A 16,134-nucleotide genomic window follows, 5' to 3' on the forward strand; every position below is an offset into this window, starting at 1 on the left:
CCGCAGACGGTGCCCGAGAGGCCCGCCACGGCGCCGCCGCCGCAGAAGCCGTAGCGCTCCAGCAGGGTGACGCGCGCGCCCTGCCGGGCCGCCGTGACGGCGGTCGCCACCCCGGCCGCGCCCCCGCCCACCACGAGCACGTCGGTCTCGATCGATTGGCTTCCACGCGCGTCTCGTATCGCCATGACCATCGCCGTCCGCTTCCCTGACTCTCGATCGGATTGCTGTCCGCCTACTTCCATAAGCTGCAGCGGCTCTCCGCCTTGGTGGCGGCCGCCTGCTCACCCGGGATGGTTTGCACGACTTTGTAGTAATCCCAGGGATACTTGGATTCGCCAGGGGCTTTTACCTGCATCAGATACATGTCGTGGATCATGCGTCCGTCGGCGCGAATGTATCCACCCGTCGCGAAGAAATCGTTGATGGGCATCTCGCGCATCTTCGCGACCACCGCATCGGCCTCGCTGCTTCCGGCAGTCTTGACGGCCGACAGATAGTGCCACGCCGCCGAGTAATCCGCGGCCTGCACGAGCGTCGGCATCTTCGACGTGCGAGCCAAGAACCGCTTCGCCCATTCGCGCGTCTTGTCGTTGAGATCCCAGTACCAGCCGTCCGTCATGTACATGCCTTTGGCGGCATCCAGTCCCAAGGCATGAACGTCGCTCAGGTACATGTTCATGGCCACGACCTTCATCTGACCGACGAGGCCGAATTCATCGACGGCTTTGATGGAGTTGATCGTGTCGGTCCCCGCATTCGCGAGCGCGAGAACGTCGGGTTTCATGGCCTGCGCCTGAAGCAGGTACGACGAGTAATCGGCCGTGCCGAGCGGGTGCCGGACGGAGCCGAGCGTCTTTCCGCCGCGGCCCTGAACCACCTCGCGCGTGTCCTTCTCGATCGCGGTGCCGAACGCGAAGTCAGCGGTGACGAAGTACCAAGACTTCCCGCCCTGTTCCAGGATGGCCGAGCCCGTGCCTTTCGAAAGGGCGATCGTATCGTAGGCGTACTGGATCGTATAAGGCGTGCAATCCTCGTTGGATAGACGTGACGTCGTGGCGCCGATCGGCATGAAGATGCGCTTCTTGTCACGCGAGATCGCGTTGACCGCGAGAGCAACGGAGGAGTTCGGGCCTGCGAGCACCATGGTGACGCCGTCACGATCGAACCACTCGCGTGCTCTCGCGGCGCCGATGTCGGGTTTGTTCTGATGATCCGCCGAGAGAAAGGTGATCTTCTGCCCGAGCACCTCTCCGCCAAAATCCTCGATGGCCATCTTCACGGCCTCGGCGCCGCCCGGGCCATCGGCGTCCGCGAACACGCCGGACATGTCCGTCAGCAGGCCGATCTTGACGGGTGCCTCGCCCGAGACGGCGCTGGAACAGGCAAGGCAGGCGAGAGCGAAGGCGGCGGTGACGCGCTGCATCGAGAATCCTCCCTGGATTAGCACCTTCTCCCTTATCTGCATCTGATATGTCAACTGCAGATCATGATGAGTGTGTTAGCATCCCAGCTGACCGCAGCGGATCGCGGTCGCATCGCGGCGAGCGGGTGTGGTGGTGAAGGCTGATCGACGGATCCGGGATGACGAGGGCCACGGCAGCGAGGCAGCCGTCCCCGACGAGAGCGGGCCGGACCTGACGGCTGCGCCCTCGTTGCGCGATCAGGCCTACGCGGTGCTGGAGGAACTGATCACGTTGCGGGTTCTGCCTGCCGGCTCGCTCCTGTCCGAAACGTCGCTGAGCAAGAAGCTCGGGTTCGGCCGCACGCCCATCCGTGAAGCGCTCCTGCGCCTGTCGCTGGAGGGCATGGTGGTGGTGCTGCCGCGTCGCGGCATCATCGTTGCGGAGATCGACACGCGGACGCAGCTGAAGATCCTGGAGATCAGAGCGGAGCTCGAACGCCTCGTCGTTCGCCATGCCGCTCGCCTCGCGACGGCGGCGCAGCGCACGCGCATGCTCGCTCTGGCAGACAAGATCAGGGACACGGCCCGTGCCGCCGACGGCCGGGCGTTCATGCACGTGCTTCGCGAGTGCCACGCGGTCACCGCCGAGGCGGCTGACAACGACATCCTCGCGGAGATGATCCGGCGCGTGCACGGCCTATCGCGGCGGTTCTGGTTCGCCCATTACGAGAAGTACGGCGATCTCGAGAAGGCGGCCGACCTCCATGCCGCGCGCCTGACGGCGATGGCCAGGGGTGCGCCGGAGCATGCGGCGAGCACGTCGGACGCTCTCGTGGAGTACCTTGAGCAATTCACGCGGTCGACCTTGGGACTTGCAGCGTGAGCGACCGCTCAGGCGGCAGTTCGGCACCGGTCGGTCGGCCCTGGCAGCGAGGCCGTAACGCCGATGGGACGGCGGAGACGGCACCTTTGCGTGACGTGGCGGGCCGGCGTTAGGATCGGGGTCCGGGTGGCCCGCTCCCACGGCCCCCACCTCTCCGGTCAGCATGACTCTCCCGCTCGAACCCCGGTCCCTCGCCGTCGCGGCCTTCGCCTTCTTCCTTGCCGGCTTCGTCAAGGGTGTGGTCGGTCTCGGGCTGCCGCCCGTCGCCATGGGGCTCCTCACCCTCGTGATGCTGCCCGCCCAGGCCGCCGCGCTCCTCGTCGTGCCGGCCTTCGTCACCAACGTGTGGCAGCTCGCGGCGGGGCCGCGCTTCGGGGCGATCGCACGTCGTCTCTGGCCGATGCTGGCGGCGAGCGTGGTCGGGACGCTCGTCGCAGCCGCCTTCCTTCACGGCGAGTTCGGCGGCCGGGCCATCGTCATCCTGGGCTTGGCCCTGATCGCCTCCGCGGTTCTGGGGCTCGCGGCCCCCCGCCTCGCCGTGCCGCCGGGCGCCGAACCCTGGCTGGCCCCGCTGGCCGGAGCCCTGACGGGCATGGTGACGGCCGCCACGGGGGTCTCCTCGATGCCCGCCGCCCCGTTCATCGGCGCCCTGGGCTTCAACCGCGAGGATCTCATCCAGGCGCTCGGGCTCTCGTTCACGGTCTCCACCATCGCGCTCGCCGTCGCCCTCGCCACGGGCGGCATCCTGGGGCTCGGCACCGCCGGCGCCTCGGCCCTGGCGCTGGTGCCCGCGCTGCTCGGGATGCGGTTCGGCGGCTGGGTGCGCGGACGCGTCAGCGAATCCGTCTTCAGGCGCTGCTTCTATCTCGGGCTCCTGGGGCTGGGACTCCATCTCGCCCTGCGGCCTCTGCTCTGACCGCAGCCGCCGAGCCCCCGGCGTCGGGGCGGAAGAACAGCCCGGCCCGGAGGCTGTCACCGATCCGCTCGGCGCGCTCGTGGAGGGCGGCGGCCTCCTCCGGATCGAACCGCGCGGCCGCCGTTTCGCGAAACAGCTCGAGCCAGCGCGCGAAGTGCTCCGGCTGCAGGACGCCGAGCGCCTGGTGCTTGCCGAAGGGATTGCCCTTGTAGCGGCCCGTCTTGAACAGGACCGAGGACCAGAAGGCCTCGATCGTCGCCATGTGCCGCGGCCAGTCGCCGTCCGGGATCGCCGCCGCGAAGACCGGGCCGATGAGGGGGTCGCGGCGGACGCGCGCGTAGAAGTCCGCCAGGAAGGGGGCGAGGCTGTGCTCGTCCAAGATCGTCCTCGTCCAAGATCGTCCGAACCATGCCGATCAGATGCCGATCGCATCGCACGGCCGCAAGGGAGGACGGCCGGGTCGCGAGGCCAGCCTGCAGCCGGGCCGTCCCGGGATCCGGGGGTTCGATCGCGCGGCGTGCGCGAGATGGCCCGCAGGTCCAAGGCCGAGGCATCACCGCGCTCAGCCTCGCCCTCCGACCGATCCGGACCGCTCCGGCTGTCGCCGCGATGCCACGCCCGGGGGCCTGAGCCCGTGCCGGTCGCGAAGCCCAACCGAGGCCGTAGTGCTGCCGCGAAAGCGCCGTGCCCGCATCGGCTTGGTCGCCACGGCCAAGCTTGCCGACAGGACGTCGTCTCGCCTCAAGCCATCACGATCTCACGCGGAGAATGCGGCGTAGCCATGCCCACCGGCACTTTCGACGGCCTCCTCTCGGCGCGTGTCCGGCCCCCGCGGGCCGCGCACGCGCTGCTCCTCGCGCTGCTCGCGGCGGGATGCGTCCCGACCCGGCACGACATTCAGGCGACGGCGAGCGTCGCACCGGTCCATCCGAGCTATCTCGCGATGTACGACGCCCGTCCGGCCGAGCGCTTCCCGCTGCCGGCGACCGACGTCAGCGCCGTCGACCCGCGCTACTTCCGCCAGGAGGTCCCCTACCCCCGCCGCGAGGCGCCCGGCACGCTGGTCGTCGATCCGGGCAACAAGTTCCTGTACCTCGTGCGGGAGAACGGCCGGGCGCTGCGCTACGGCGTCGGCGTCGGCAAGGCGGGCTTGGCGTGGAGCGGCGCGGCCGAGATCAAGCGCAAGACCGAGTGGCCGCGCTGGACGCCGACCGCGGACATGATCCGGCGCGAGCCCGAGCGCAACGGACCGTGGCGCAACGGCATGGAGCCGGGCTTGACGAACCCGCTCGGTCCACGCGCGCTCTACCTGTTCGAGGGCGACCGCGACACGCTCTATCGCATCCATGGGACGACGGAGCCGAACACGATCGGCACGAACGTGTCGTCGGGCTGCATCCGGATGTTCAACCAGGACATCATCGACCTCTACGGCCGCGTGCCGGTCAACACCAAGGTCGTGGTCCTGAAAGCCGACGAGCATGTCGAGCCGCAGGAGGCCGTCGCCTCGGCCCGCGCCGCGGGGGATCCGGACGAGGCCTCGTAGGGCGGCGAGGCCGCTCGGTGCGAGGCGGCTGCGTGAGCCGAACGGGGCCCGCCGCGGTTCACGGCGTCATATGACCCCAAGGCCCTCGACATCGGGAGGCCACCCTGCTCTTGGAGTGGAGCCGCCGCGGGCGCGGCGTTCGCGCGCCGCGGATTAAACACGGCCCTCGCGCGTCTCTCCAGCGAAGCTGCTGCACCGAGGAGGACCTGTGAGCATCGGACTGATCGCCTTGCTGGACGATGTCGCGGCTCTGGCCAAGATGGCCGCAGCATCCCTCGACGACGTCGCCGGGCAAGCCGCCAAGGCCGGATCGAAGGCCGCCGGCGTCGTCATCGACGATGCCGCCGTCACGCCGCGCTACGTCGTGGGCTTCGCGGCCGACCGCGAGCTGCCGATCGTCGGCCGGATCGCGGCCGGGTCGCTGCGCAACAAGCTCCTGTTCCTGCTGCCGGGAGCCCTCGCGCTCAGCGCCCTCGCCCCGTGGGCCATCACCCCGCTCCTCATGCTGGGCGGCGCCTATCTCTGCTACGAGGGGACCGAGAAGGTCTACGAGGCCCTGTTTCCCCATCAGGCCCACGCGCACGAGGACCAGCTCCAGGCCGGTACGGGACACGATCGAGCGCTGGAAGACCGCCGCGTGGCGAGCGCCATCAAGACCGACTTCATCCTCTCGGCGGAGATCATGGCGATCACCCTCGCGGCCATCCCGGAGGGTGGTTTCTGGACCCAGGCGGCCGTCCTGGCCATCGTCGCGCTCGGCATCACCGTAGCCGTCTACGGCGCCGTCGCGCTGATCGTGAAGGCCGACGACGCGGGGGTCGCCCTGGCCGGCACCACCGCGCCCCCGCCCCTGGGCAGTCTCGGCCGCGGCATCGGGCGGGCCGTGGTCAAGGGCATGCCCGTCCTGCTCGCGCTCCTCGGCATCGTCGGCACGGCCGCGATGATCTGGGTCGGCGGTGGCATCCTGATCCACGGGGCGGAGACCTACGGCCTGACGGGTCCGGCCCATTGGATCCACGATGCGGCGGCGCGCGTCGCGGCGCTGATCCCGGCGGCCCACGGCTTCGTCGAGTGGCTGGTCACGGCCATCGCGTCGGGCCTTGTCGGCCTGGTGGTCGGCGGTCTCCTGATCCCGCTCACGAGCTCCGTCCTGGTGCCGGCGTGGCAGAGCCTCGCGCGGTTGCGGCAACGCACCGCCTGAGGCGCGGCGAGACGTTTGCTGCGCGGAGCCGCCCCACGGATGGCCGAGTCCCCGGGGCGGGTCGCTCGGCCGTCCATCGCTGAGATGCGGAGGCGGGTCTCGGCACGCTGGGCGGCCACCGCGCCGTCCGGTGCAGCCGCTGCCCCTCCTCAGCTCTGGGAACCATGGGCTTCTCCGGATGGTGTCCGGATCGGTCTGGTGATCAGGGGGTCCTGCGCCGAGAGGCTGAGGCACTCCGCGGCGTGCCAGATGTCCAGCCCCTCGCCGGCCAGCAGCCGGTACGTGACGGCGCGGTGGCCGATGTCGAGCTGCAGGGTCCGGCCGCGCACCGTCAGGGAGAATCGCAGCCGCGACCACGCCTCGGGGAGGCAGGGATTGAACGTGATGCGCCCCTGCGTATCGCGCAGTCCCGCGAACCCGTAGGTCAGCGCGAGCCACGTGCCGCCGATGGCCGCGATATGCGCGCCGTTCACCATGTTCCCGCCGATATCGGAGATGTCCATCGCCAGGGCGAAGTTGAAATAGTGGAACGCCTTCTCGCGCAATCCGATCTCGTTCGCCACGATGCTCTGGATGCAGACGGACAATGACGAATCGTGGGTGGTCAGCGGATCGTAGTATTCGAAATTCCGCCGCTTGGCCTCCGGCGTGAACTGATCGCTCAGCAGGAACATGGCCATGACCGTGTCGGCCTGCTTGATGACCTGCGAGCGGTAGAGGTTGAGCGGATGGTAGTGCAGCAGGAGCGGATAGTGCTCCTCCGGCGTGCCGTCGAAGTCCCAGCGCTCCAGATCGAGGAAGTTGTCGTCCTGCGGGTGCACCTGCAGCCGCTCGTCGTAGGGCAGGTACATCCGCTCGGCGGCCCGTTCCCAGGCCTCCGTCTCGGCAGGCTCCAGGGCCGTCCGGCGGACGAGGGCCGCGAAGCTGTCGGGATGTTCGCGCGCCAGGTCCCGCACGGTCCGGGCGGCGTAGCGCAGGTTCTCCCGCGCCATCAGGTTGGTGAAGCAGTTGTTGTTGACGAGAGCCGTGTACTCGTCAGGTCCGGTCACCCCGTTGATGCAGAAGCGGCCGCCCAGCCGCTCCGAGAAGAAGCCGAGATCGCACCACAGGCGGGCCGTCTCGACCAAGATCTCGGCCCCGTATCGCCGCAGGAATTCCTCGTCGCCGCTGACCTCGACGTATTTGCGCAGCGCGTAGACGATATCGGCGTTGATGTGATACTGCGCCGTGCCCGCCGCGTAATAGGCGGACGCCTCCTCGCCGTTGATGGTCCGCCAGGGAAACGTCGCCCCGCGATGCCCGAGTTCCCGCGCCCGGGCCCGCGCCTTGTCCAGCATGTCGTAGCGGTACTTCAGCAGGCTCCGGGCGATCAGCGGCTTCGTGTAGACGAGGAAGGGCAGGACGTAGATCTCCGTGTCCCAGAAATAGTGCCCCTCGTAGGTCCGTCCGGTCAGCCCGCGGGCGGCGATCCCGTGCCCCTCCGCCCGCTCCGAGGCCTGCATGAGCTGGAAGAGGTTCCAGCGGATCGCCTGCTGGGTGCGCGGGCCGGCGCCGTCCACCGTCACGTCGGCCCGCGCCCAGAAGGCCGCGACGTCCTCCTGCTGGCGGGCGAGGAGCGCCGCGAAGCCGCTCTCGATCGCGCGGTCGAGCGTCCAGCCGGTCTGGGACCGGATCTGCTCGGGGCTCGCGTTATCCGAGTAGTGATAGCTCAGGTACTTGTGGATGCGGATCGACTCGCCCGGCGCGAGGATGCCCCGGAAGGAGATCGCCGCGAGATCGTCCTCGCAGACGGCGTGCGTGGTGAGGGCGCAATCGGCCGCGACGGCATGGTCCATGCCGCAGCCGAGCACCAGCCCCGAACTCTGGGTCCGGTAGCTGAGGATGGCGCGCAGCCCCTCGGACCACGTCCCGGTCGGGTGCAGCACCCGACCGACGAAGCCCTCCGCCAAGCGGGGATCGGTGGTGTCGGTGGCCAGGGGCTGCTCGTTGCGGAGTTCGGAGGCGATCACCACCTCGGTCTCGGCGTCCTCGGCCGTGAGTTCGTAGGCGATCGCCGCGAGGTGGCGGTGGGCCAGCGAGACGAAGCGGCAGGTCCGCAGGTGCAGGCGCTTGCCCGCCGGGGTCAGCCAGCGCACGTCCCGGTTCAGCGTCCCGCTCCGGAAATCGAGCGATCGCCGGAAGCTCAGCACCTCGGCCTCCGGGACGACGAACGGCTCGTCATCGACGTAGAGCTTCAGGGCGGTCCCGCCGGGGCAGTTGAGGATGCTCTGCCCGACCGTCGGGAAGCCGTAGGCGTGCTCGCCGTACGAGATCGGACGGTGCTCGTAGAAGCCGTTGAGATAGGTGCCCGCCTCGCGGACGGGCGTGCCCTCTTCGACGACTCCGCGCAGGCCCAGATAGCCGTTCGACAGCGCGAACATCGTCTCCGCCTGCCCGGTCAGCCCCCGCGCCACCCTCTCATCGTAGCGGACGGCCTCCAGCGCCCAAGGGTTCGGCGGGAAGATGTCGTCGGGCGGGATCAGGCGAGGGCGCAGCATCGGTCGTCCATCCGCTCGGAACGGGACGTTCGTACTCAGCAACTGGCTTTGACTCTCCAGCGCCAGAGTAGATCTTCTCATTATTGATCGCAACGCTCTCGTACCCGAACCATGCCGGACGGGGGACTAACAATTATAAGCACTAACGTCCTGCACCACGGGCTGGTCTTGCGGATGCCTGGGCGGGAGCAGAACCCTGGCGCTCCTGCCAGGTCATGGCGCCCGCCTCGGCCGAGATGGATTCCGCAGGACCGGCGTCCGTCCGGGGGATAGCGGTTCGCGCCCGAGATGGAGAGCGGCGGAGAAGCAACCAAGGATAAGAGTCATTGCCCTGATGCAACCAAACGGTGATGAGAGGCGTTGGCCCGAGCATGTCTCGTCGCACGGAGATGTGCTGAATCTCGTCAGAATCCTGGGCCGATGCAGCACCGTCATGCCGCACGCGTCCGCATTGAACCCTCGGCCGGGCAAGCATCGCCGCGTCTGTGAACGCTCGCTTTTCATGATCAGCCAAAACTCATGACGAGTTTTCCGGCTTCTTACACGAAAACATCTTTTATTAACAAATCGAATAGCGCAGCATTATGGATTTTTGCTATTTCGGTGGCGCATCAGTCCTGATGTGACGCATTTTTCCGGCGTTTCTCGGCACAAACGATCCGAGTGGCGACGATCCGCGCAGGCCGATCCCGGGAGTGAACGATGTCGTGTCGCGCGTCGCCGTCCGAGCCCGCTGACCACGCCGAGCCCCGGATCCGGCCCCGGGAGCGCCGCCGCGGCGCGAGGCTGAGATGAGCGACGTCATCCTTGTCGTCAACGCGGGCAGCTCGTCCATCAAGTTCAAGCTGTACGGCGTCGGGGGCGTCGAGCCGATTCCGCTCCTCGGCGGCGCGATGAGCGGCATCGGCAGCGCGCCCGCGCTGACCGTGACGGACGGCGGCGGCGCCGCACTGGAGAACCGCCGCTTCGCGGCCGACGACGTGCCCGACGCCGCGGCGGCCCAGCACCACGTCGCCGACTGGCTCCTGCGCCATGCCGGCGACCGAAGCATCGTCGCCGTGGGCCACCGCGTGGTCCATGGCGGACCGGCCTACGCGGAGCCGATGCTGGTCGACGACGCGGTGCTGCGGACGCTCGAGAGCTTCATCTCGCTCGCGCCGCTGCATCAGCTCGGCAACCTGCATCCCATCCGGGTGCTGCGTCGGCGCCGGCCCGACCTGCCGCAGGTCGCCTGTTTCGACACGGCCTTCCATCGCGGTCATCCGGAACTCTCCGAGCGCCTCCCCCTGCCCCGCTCCGTCCATGACGCGGGCGTGCGGCGCTACGGGTTCCACGGCCTGTCCTACGAGTACGTCGCCGGGCGCCTGCGGGAGATCGCGCCGGAGATCGCGGGCGGACGCGTGGTGATCGCCCATCTCGGCTCCGGCGCCTCGCTCTGCGCCCTGCAGGACGGCCGGAGCCAGGAGACGACCATGGGCTTCACCGCCCTCGACGGCGTGCCGATGGGCACCCGCTGCGGCGCGCTCGACCCCGGGGTCGTGCTCCACCTCATCGAGCACGAGGGCATGAATCCGGCCGAGGTCGGCCAGATGCTGTACCACCGAAGCGGGCTCCTCGGCCTGTCCGGTCTCAGCAGCGACGTCCGGACCCTGCTCGCGAGCGAGCGGCCGGAGGCCGCGATGGCCATCGCCTTCTTCTGCCGGCGGGTGGCGCAGGCGACGGCCGCCCTGGCGGTGACGCTCGGCGGGCTCGACGCCGTCGTGTTCACGGCCGGCATCGGCGAGAACGCGCCCGAGATCCGCCAGCGCACCATCGCGGCCCTCGGGTGGGCCGGCCTGCAGCTGGACCACGACGCGAACCGCGCCGGTGCCGCCAGGATCGATGCGCCGGGAAGCCGGGCGCAGATCCGGGTCGTCCCGACCGACGAGGAGCTCATGATCGCGAGACACACCCTGCGTCTGCTCGGCCGCGCCGCGCCGGACGCGACCGCATGAGCCCGAACCGCGTCTGCGCGCTCCTGCTCGCCATGGGCGTCGCCGTCGGCGCGAGCGCGCCCGCGCCGGCCCTGGCGCGCTCGCGCCTGATGGAGCTGATCGACCGGCTGCGCGGCGCCACGATGCCGGAGGGCATCGCCAAGTCCAACGGCCGCATCGAGGCGACCCAGGTCGATGTCGCGGCCAAGTATGCGGGTCGGATCGCGACGCTGCTCGTCCGGGAGGGCGACGAGGTCACGGCCGGGCAGGTCGTCGCCACCATCTCCTCGCCAGAGACGGAGGCGCAGCTGCGCGGCGCCCAGGCCCAGGTGCTGCGGGCCAAGAAGAGTCTCGCGGAAGCCGTGGCCCTGATCGCCCAGCGCCGGAGCGACCTGACCTTCGCCGATGCCGACTACGACCGCGGCAAGGAGCTGGTCGGCAAGGGCTTCATGACCAAGCAGATCTTCGATCAGCGCAAGGCCAGGGCGGAGGCCGCCAAGGCGGGCCTCGACGCCGCCAAGGCGCAGGAGGAACAGGCCGCCTTCGCGGTGCAGAGCGCCGAGGCGGACGTGCAGCGGCTCCAGGCCGTGCTGGTCGATCTCGTGCTGCGGGCCCCCCGCGACGGGCGCGTGCAGTACAGGCTGGCGCGGGAGGGCGAGGTGGTGGGCGCCGGCACGCGCGTGCTGACGCTGCTCGACCTCAGCGACGTCTACATGACGATCTACCTGCCGGCCGCGCAGGCCGGCCCGCTCGCGCTCAACGACGAGGCCCGCATCATCCTCGACCCCATTCCGCAATACGTCCTGCCGGCGACGATCAGCTTCGTGGCCGCCGAGGCGCAGTTCACGCCGAAGAGCGTGGAGACCGCGGAGGAGCGCGAGAAACTCACCTTCCGGGTCAAGCTGCAGATCGATCCCAAGGTCCTGAAAAAATATCACAGGCGGGTGAAGACGGGCGTGCGCGGCATGGGCTTCGTCCGCACCAAGCCCGACGTCCCCTGGCCCGACGACCTGGCCGTGAAGCTGCCATGAGGGGGTCGGCATGAGCAACGCGGCCGAGATCGCCCGGCTCGACCACGTCTCGCACCGCTACGGCGCCACGGTCGCGCTCGACGACGTGTCGCTGTCGCTGCCGGCGGGACGCATGGTGGGGGTGATCGGGCCGGACGGCGTCGGCAAATCGACGCTGCTCGCCCTCGTGGCGGGCGTGCGCCGGATCCAGCGCGGACAGGTGCGGGTGCTCGGCGGCGACATGGCGCAGCGGTCTCACCGCAGGCGGGAGGGCGCGCGCATCGCCTACATGCCCCAGGGCCTCGGCCGCAATCTCTACCCCACCCTGAGCGTCTTCGAAAATATCGACTTTCACGGCCGCCTGTTCGGACAGGGCCGTACGGAGCGCCGCCGCCGCATCACCGACCTGCTCACCGCGACCGGCCTCGATCCCTTCGAGGGCCGGCCGGCGGGCAAGCTCTCCGGCGGCATGAAGCAGAAGCTCAGCCTGTGCTGCGCGCTCATCCACGACCCCGACCTGCTGATCCTCGACGAGCCGACCACCGGCGTGGACCCGCTCTCGCGCGGACAGTTCTGGGACCTGATCGGCTCGATCCGGGCGGGGCGGCCCGGCATGAGCGTCATCGTGGCGACCGCCTACATGGACGAGGCCTCGCGCTTCGAGTGGCTGGTCGCCCTGGACGACGGCCACGTCATCGCGAGCGGCCCGCCCGCCGCCCTGCTCGCCCGGACGGCCGAGCCCGACATGGAGGCGGCCTTCATCGCGCTCCTGCCTCCCGAGAAGCAGGCGCAGCATAAGCCCGTGGTGCTGCGCCCCCGGCCGCCCGCGCTCGACACGGTGCCGGCGATCGAGGCCGAGCACCTGACGCGGCGCTTCGGCAGCTTCACGGCCGTGGACGACGTCAGCTTCCGCATCGGCCGCGGCGAGATCTTCGGCTTCCTCGGCTCGAACGGCTGCGGCAAGTCCACCACGATGAAGATGCTCACCGGCCTCCTGCCCGCCTCGGCGGGGAGCGCGCGGCTGTTCGGCCGCCCCGTGGGCGGCGACGACATGGAGACGCGCCGCAACGTCGGCTACATGTCGCAGGCCTTCTCGCTCTACGGCGAGCTGACGGTGCTGCAGAACCTCGAACTGCACGCCCAGCTCTACCACCTGCCGGCGCACGAAGCCCCGGCGCGGATCGCCGAGCTGCTCGACCGCTACGACCTCGGTCCGGTCAAGAACGCCCGGCCCGACAGCCTGCCGCTCGGGATCAAGCAGCGGCTGCAGCTGGCGGTGGCCGTGCTGCACCGGCCGGCGATGCTGATCCTCGACGAGCCGACCTCGGGCGTCGATCCGATCGCCCGCGACGCCTTCTGGCGGACGCTGATCGACCTCTCGCGCGACGAGGGCGTCACGATCTTCCTCTCCACGCACTTCATGAACGAGGCGGAGCGCTGCGACCGCATCTCGCTCATGCATGCCGGCCGGGTGCTGGCGGTCGGCCCCCCGGCCGAGTTGGTGCGGGCGCGCGGCAGCACCTCGCTGGAGGACTGCTTCATCGACTACCTCGCCGAGGCGGCCGGCCTTGACCGGCGGGCGCAGGCCACCGCGGAGACGGCGCCCGCCGGTCCGCCACCCGCCGCACCGCATCATCACCGGTTCGATCCCCGCCGGCTCTGGGCCTATGCCCGGCGCGAGACCATGGAGCTGCTGCGCGATCCCATCCGCATCGCCTTCGCGTTCATCGGACCGATGCTGCTGATGATCGCCTTCGGCTACGGCATCTCGTTCGACGTGGAGAACCTGCGCTTCTCGGCCTTCGACCAGGACAACAGCCCGGAGAGCCGGCAACTCGTCGAGGCCTTCACCAGCTCGCGCTACTTCAGCGAGCAGCCGCCGATCCGGTCCGCCCCCGAGCTGGACGAGCGCTTCCGCGCCGGGCGCGTGCAGATCGCCCTGGAGATCCCGCCCCGCTTCGGCCGCGACCTGCAGGCGGGCCGCTCACCGGAAGTCGCCGTCTGGCTCGACGGGGCGATGCCGTTCCGGGCCGAGACCAGCCGGGGCTACGTGACCGGGCTCGCCAACCAGTACGCCCACCAGCTGGCGCTCGAACGCACGGGTGACGCAGCGTCCGGCAACGCGGTGAGCGTGGAGACGCGCTTCCGCTACAACCAGGCCTTCCGCAGCGTCAACGCCATGGTGCCGAGCGTGATGATGCTGCTGCTCATCCTGATCCCCGCCATCATGTCGGCCATCGCGGTGGTGCGCGAGAAGGAGACCGGGTCGATCGCCAACTTCCGCTCGACGCCGGTGACCAAGGTCGAGTTCCTGCTCGGCAAGCAGCTGCCCTACCTGGCCATCGGCATGATCAGCTTCGGGCTTCTGGTGCTCGTCGCGCTGGTCGTGTTCGACGTGCCCGTGAAGGGCTCGTTCGCGGCGCTGGCGCTGGGCACGCTGTTCTACGTCGCGGCCACGACCGGATTCGGCCAGCTGATCTCGACCTTCATGAAGAGCCAGGTCGCGGCGGTCTTCGCCACCGCGCTCCTGTCGGTGATCCCGGCGGTCAATTTTTCCGGGCTGCTCGTCCCGATCGCCTCGCTCTCGGGCAGCGCGCGGCTGATCGGGCTCTCGCTGCCGCCCGCCTGGTACCAGCCGGTCACCGCCGGCACCTTCACCAAGGGCCTGCCCTTCACGGAACTCGGGCTCAACATCGTCGTGCTGGCCGGGTTCGCCCTCGGGTTCCTGATCCTGTCGCAGCTCTTCCTGCGCAAGCAGGAGGCGTGAGATGCCAGGCGCCGCACAGCCCGGTGCGTCGGCGCCGTTCCGCCCCGGCTTTCGGACGCATGCGGCGAACGTGCTGCGCCTGATCGTCAAGGAGCTGCGCAGCATCCGGGCCGATCCGGTCATGCTGTTCCTCGTCGTCTACGCCTTCACGTTCGCCGTCTACTCGGTCGCCTCCGGCGCCTCGACCGAGGTGCGCAATCTGACCATCGGCGTGGTCGACGAGGACCGGTCCGACCTCTCGCGGCAGATCGTGAGCGCGTTCAACCCGCCGCTGTTCAAGAGCGTGGTGCCGATCACCCCGGCCGAGGTCGACCCCGCCATGGATTCCGGCCGGCTCGTCTTCGTGCTCGCCCTGCCGCCGCGCCTGCAGCGGGACGTGCTGTCCGGCCACCCGGCCGCGATCCAGCTCGACGTGGATGCCACGGCCATGACCCAGGCCGGCAACGGCTCGATCTACATCCAGACCATCGTCGCCCAGGAGGTGGCCCGCTTCGCGGCCCGCCGCGACCTCAACGACACCGCCCCGGTGCGGGTGGTGACGCGCGCCAAGTTCAACCCGAACCTCCAGACCAGCTGGTTCACCTCCGTGATGCAGGTGATCAACAACATCACGCTCCTGACCGTCATCCTCACCGGGGCGGCGCTGATCCGCGAGCGCGAGCAGGGCACGGTGGAGCACCTGCTGGTGATGCCGCTGGTGCCCGTCGAGATCATGCTCGCCAAGGTGATCGCCAACGGGCTCGTGATCCTCGTCGGGGCCGGATGCTCGCTGGTCCTCGTCGTGGAGGGGGTGCTCGGCGTGCCGGTCGCCGGCTCCATCGCCCTGTTCCTGGTCGGAACGGGCCTCTACGCCCTGGCGGTGGCGGCGCTCGGCATCCTGCTCGGCACCATCGCCACCACGATGGGGCAGTTCGGCCTCTTGGTGATCCCGATCCTGCTGCTCATGCAGCTCCTCTCAGGCAGCAGCACGCCCATGGAGAGCATGCCGGTCTGGCTGCAATACGCGGTGCAGGCCGTGAGTCCCACGCCCCACTTCGTCGCCCTCGCGCAGGCCGTGCTCTACCGCGGCGCGGGTTTTTCCGTCGTCTGGCCGCAGCTGCTCGCGCTGGTGGCCCTGGGCAGCGTCTACTTCGTCGTCGCGCTCGCCCGCTTCCGCCGCGTGTTCTTCGGCGTCTGAGCGGCACGCATCCGCTCCGCAGTCCGGCTCCCGCCGTCAAACGCTGTTGCGGACCGATGCAGGCTTGGCGAGGATGCGGCCCGGCCGACTTGCGGCAGCGGGAGCGGAACAGACCGATGGCTGTCGGTTCGCCCGAACTGAAGGCGTTCTTGGTCGAAACGCCGTTCTTCGGCGGCCTGTCGGACGCGAGCCTCGATCTCCTCGTAGCAAAGCTGGTCGAGCGTCACGTCGAGGCGGGCACCACGGTCATCACCGAGGGCGAGCCGGGGCGGTCGATGTACGTCGTTCATTCCGGCGAGCTTGCGGTGAGCAAGCGCTGCGCGTCCGGTGGCACCATCGCCCTCAACCGCCTCGGCCCGGGCGACTTCTTCGGCGAGATGACGCTCATCGAGGTGCAGCACCGATCGGCCACCCTGGTCGCGCAGAGCCGCGTCACCCTGTACGAGCTCACCGCCCGGGATCTCTACGCCTACTACAAGGCCGATGTTCACGCGTACGCGATGGTGCTGCAAAATATCAATCGCGAGCTCTGCCGTCGTCTCCGCCACGCCGACGAGCGCATCGCCGAGCTGGTGAACGCGGCGAACGGCCCGGCGGCGACACCGGGCGGGCCGGAGGCGTGAGGGCAGGCACGCCGCCGGGACCGGACCCCGGCACCGCGGAACGCGTCCCCTCCCCTGTCGGCGCACGGCTGTCCGGGAGGAAATCGATGGCGCGGGGAA

Annotated in this window: 13 protein-coding genes; 9 read left to right on the forward strand and 4 right to left on the reverse strand. The window is 69.6% G+C overall.

The features are described from left to right. Both ACKUB9_RS14450 and ACKUB9_RS14455 read right to left on the reverse strand, forming a co-directional pair. Positions 1-185: FAD-dependent oxidoreductase (locus ACKUB9_RS14450; protein ID WP_407530733.1), on the reverse strand; the 185-nt coding region annotated here is incomplete at its 3' end. 47 nt (positions 186-232) lie between these two features. After that, the gene (locus ACKUB9_RS14455) at positions 233-1,423 is read right to left on the reverse strand and encodes an ABC transporter substrate-binding protein (RefSeq protein WP_407530731.1); all 1,191 of its coding nucleotides are present in this window, start codon (positions 1,421-1,423) and stop codon (positions 233-235) included. Between the two features lie 130 nt (positions 1,424-1,553). On the opposite strand from ACKUB9_RS14455, the gene ACKUB9_RS14460 reads away from it, so the two are divergent. After that, positions 1,554-2,285, forward strand: a complete 732-nt coding sequence (locus ACKUB9_RS14460; protein ID WP_407530729.1) for a GntR family transcriptional regulator — start codon at positions 1,554-1,556, stop codon at positions 2,283-2,285. Positions 2,286-2,448: 163 nt separating this feature from the next. Continuing rightward, positions 2,449-3,201 (forward strand): sulfite exporter TauE/SafE family protein, encoded by a 753-nt coding sequence (locus ACKUB9_RS14465; RefSeq protein ID WP_407530727.1) that lies wholly within the window; start codon positions 2,449-2,451, stop codon positions 3,199-3,201. Here the strand turns inward: ACKUB9_RS14465 and ACKUB9_RS14470 are convergent. Further along, positions 3,134-3,583, reverse strand: a complete 450-nt coding sequence (locus tag ACKUB9_RS14470; protein ID WP_407530736.1) for a group III truncated hemoglobin — start codon at positions 3,581-3,583, stop codon at positions 3,134-3,136. The genes ACKUB9_RS14465 and ACKUB9_RS14470 overlap by 68 nt on opposite strands. A gap of 399 nt (positions 3,584-3,982) precedes the next feature. Between ACKUB9_RS14470 and ACKUB9_RS14475 the strand changes: the two genes are divergently transcribed. Then, entirely contained in the window at positions 3,983-4,747 is a 765-nt protein-coding gene (locus ACKUB9_RS14475; RefSeq protein ID WP_407530725.1) for a L,D-transpeptidase, read from the forward strand. A gap of 208 nt (positions 4,748-4,955) precedes the next feature. Beyond that, positions 4,956-5,948 (forward strand): DUF808 domain-containing protein, encoded by a 993-nt coding sequence (locus tag ACKUB9_RS14480; RefSeq protein WP_407530723.1) that lies wholly within the window; start codon positions 4,956-4,958, stop codon positions 5,946-5,948. 149 nt (positions 5,949-6,097) lie between these two features. Here ACKUB9_RS14480 and ACKUB9_RS14485 read toward each other — a convergent pair whose 3' ends face one another. Then, complete coding sequence (locus ACKUB9_RS14485) at positions 6,098-8,485, reverse strand: glycoside hydrolase family 65 protein (RefSeq protein ID WP_407530722.1); 2,388 nt, start codon at positions 8,483-8,485, stop codon at positions 6,098-6,100. Between the two features lie 791 nt (positions 8,486-9,276). On the opposite strand from ACKUB9_RS14485, the gene ACKUB9_RS14490 reads away from it, so the two are divergent. The 5 genes from ACKUB9_RS14490 to ACKUB9_RS14510 all read left to right on the forward strand — a co-directional run bounded on the left by ACKUB9_RS14490 (position 9,277) and on the right by ACKUB9_RS14510 (position 16,035). After that, complete coding sequence (locus ACKUB9_RS14490) at positions 9,277-10,479, forward strand: acetate/propionate family kinase (protein WP_407530721.1); 1,203 nt, start codon at positions 9,277-9,279, stop codon at positions 10,477-10,479. Beyond that, positions 10,476-11,489 carry an HlyD family secretion protein gene (locus ACKUB9_RS14495; protein ID WP_407530720.1) on the forward strand — a complete coding sequence of 338 codons (1,014 nt, stop codon included), beginning with the start codon at positions 10,476-10,478 and terminating at the stop codon, positions 11,487-11,489. The genes ACKUB9_RS14490 and ACKUB9_RS14495 overlap by 4 nt, the downstream gene beginning before the upstream one ends. 10 nt (positions 11,490-11,499) lie before the next feature. Continuing rightward, positions 11,500-14,235 (forward strand): ribosome-associated ATPase/putative transporter RbbA, encoded by a 2,736-nt coding sequence (rbbA, locus tag ACKUB9_RS14500; protein ID WP_410823525.1) that lies wholly within the window; start codon positions 11,500-11,502, stop codon positions 14,233-14,235. A 1-nt stretch (position 14,236) separates the two neighbouring features. Further along, positions 14,237-15,412: an ABC transporter permease gene (locus tag ACKUB9_RS14505; protein WP_407530718.1), complete on the forward strand. Its 1,176-nt coding sequence runs from the start codon at positions 14,237-14,239 to the stop codon at positions 15,410-15,412. Between the two features lie 116 nt (positions 15,413-15,528). Further along, the gene (locus ACKUB9_RS14510) at positions 15,529-16,035 is read left to right on the forward strand and encodes a Crp/Fnr family transcriptional regulator (protein ID WP_407530735.1); all 507 of its coding nucleotides are present in this window, start codon (positions 15,529-15,531) and stop codon (positions 16,033-16,035) included. Positions 16,036-16,134: the final 99 nt, after the last annotated feature.

This window comes from Methylobacterium oryzisoli (assembly GCF_046557895.1).
In the GTDB taxonomy this organism is placed as follows: Bacteria; Pseudomonadota; Alphaproteobacteria; order Rhizobiales; family Beijerinckiaceae; genus Methylobacterium; species Methylobacterium oryzisoli.

Coding starts and splice junctions, on each gene's coding strand:
- ACKUB9_RS14455 (WP_407530731.1), bottom strand. CDS start 1,423: ATGCAGCGCGTCACCGCCGCCTTCGCTCTCGCCTGCCTTGCCTGTTCC.
- ACKUB9_RS14465 (WP_407530727.1), top strand. CDS start 2,449: ATGACTCTCCCGCTCGAACCCCGGTCCCTCGCCGTCGCGGCCTTCGCC.
- ACKUB9_RS14475 (WP_407530725.1), top strand. CDS start 3,983: ATGCCCACCGGCACTTTCGACGGCCTCCTCTCGGCGCGTGTCCGGCCC.
- ACKUB9_RS14485 (WP_407530722.1), bottom strand. CDS start 8,485: ATGCTGCGCCCTCGCCTGATCCCGCCCGACGACATCTTCCCGCCGAAC.
- ACKUB9_RS14490 (WP_407530721.1), top strand. CDS start 9,277: ATGAGCGACGTCATCCTTGTCGTCAACGCGGGCAGCTCGTCCATCAAG.
- ACKUB9_RS14495 (WP_407530720.1), top strand. CDS start 10,476: ATGAGCCCGAACCGCGTCTGCGCGCTCCTGCTCGCCATGGGCGTCGCC.
- rbbA (WP_410823525.1), top strand. CDS start 11,500: ATGAGCAACGCGGCCGAGATCGCCCGGCTCGACCACGTCTCGCACCGC.
- ACKUB9_RS14505 (WP_407530718.1), top strand. CDS start 14,237: ATGCCAGGCGCCGCACAGCCCGGTGCGTCGGCGCCGTTCCGCCCCGGC.
- ACKUB9_RS14510 (WP_407530735.1), top strand. CDS start 15,529: ATGGCTGTCGGTTCGCCCGAACTGAAGGCGTTCTTGGTCGAAACGCCG.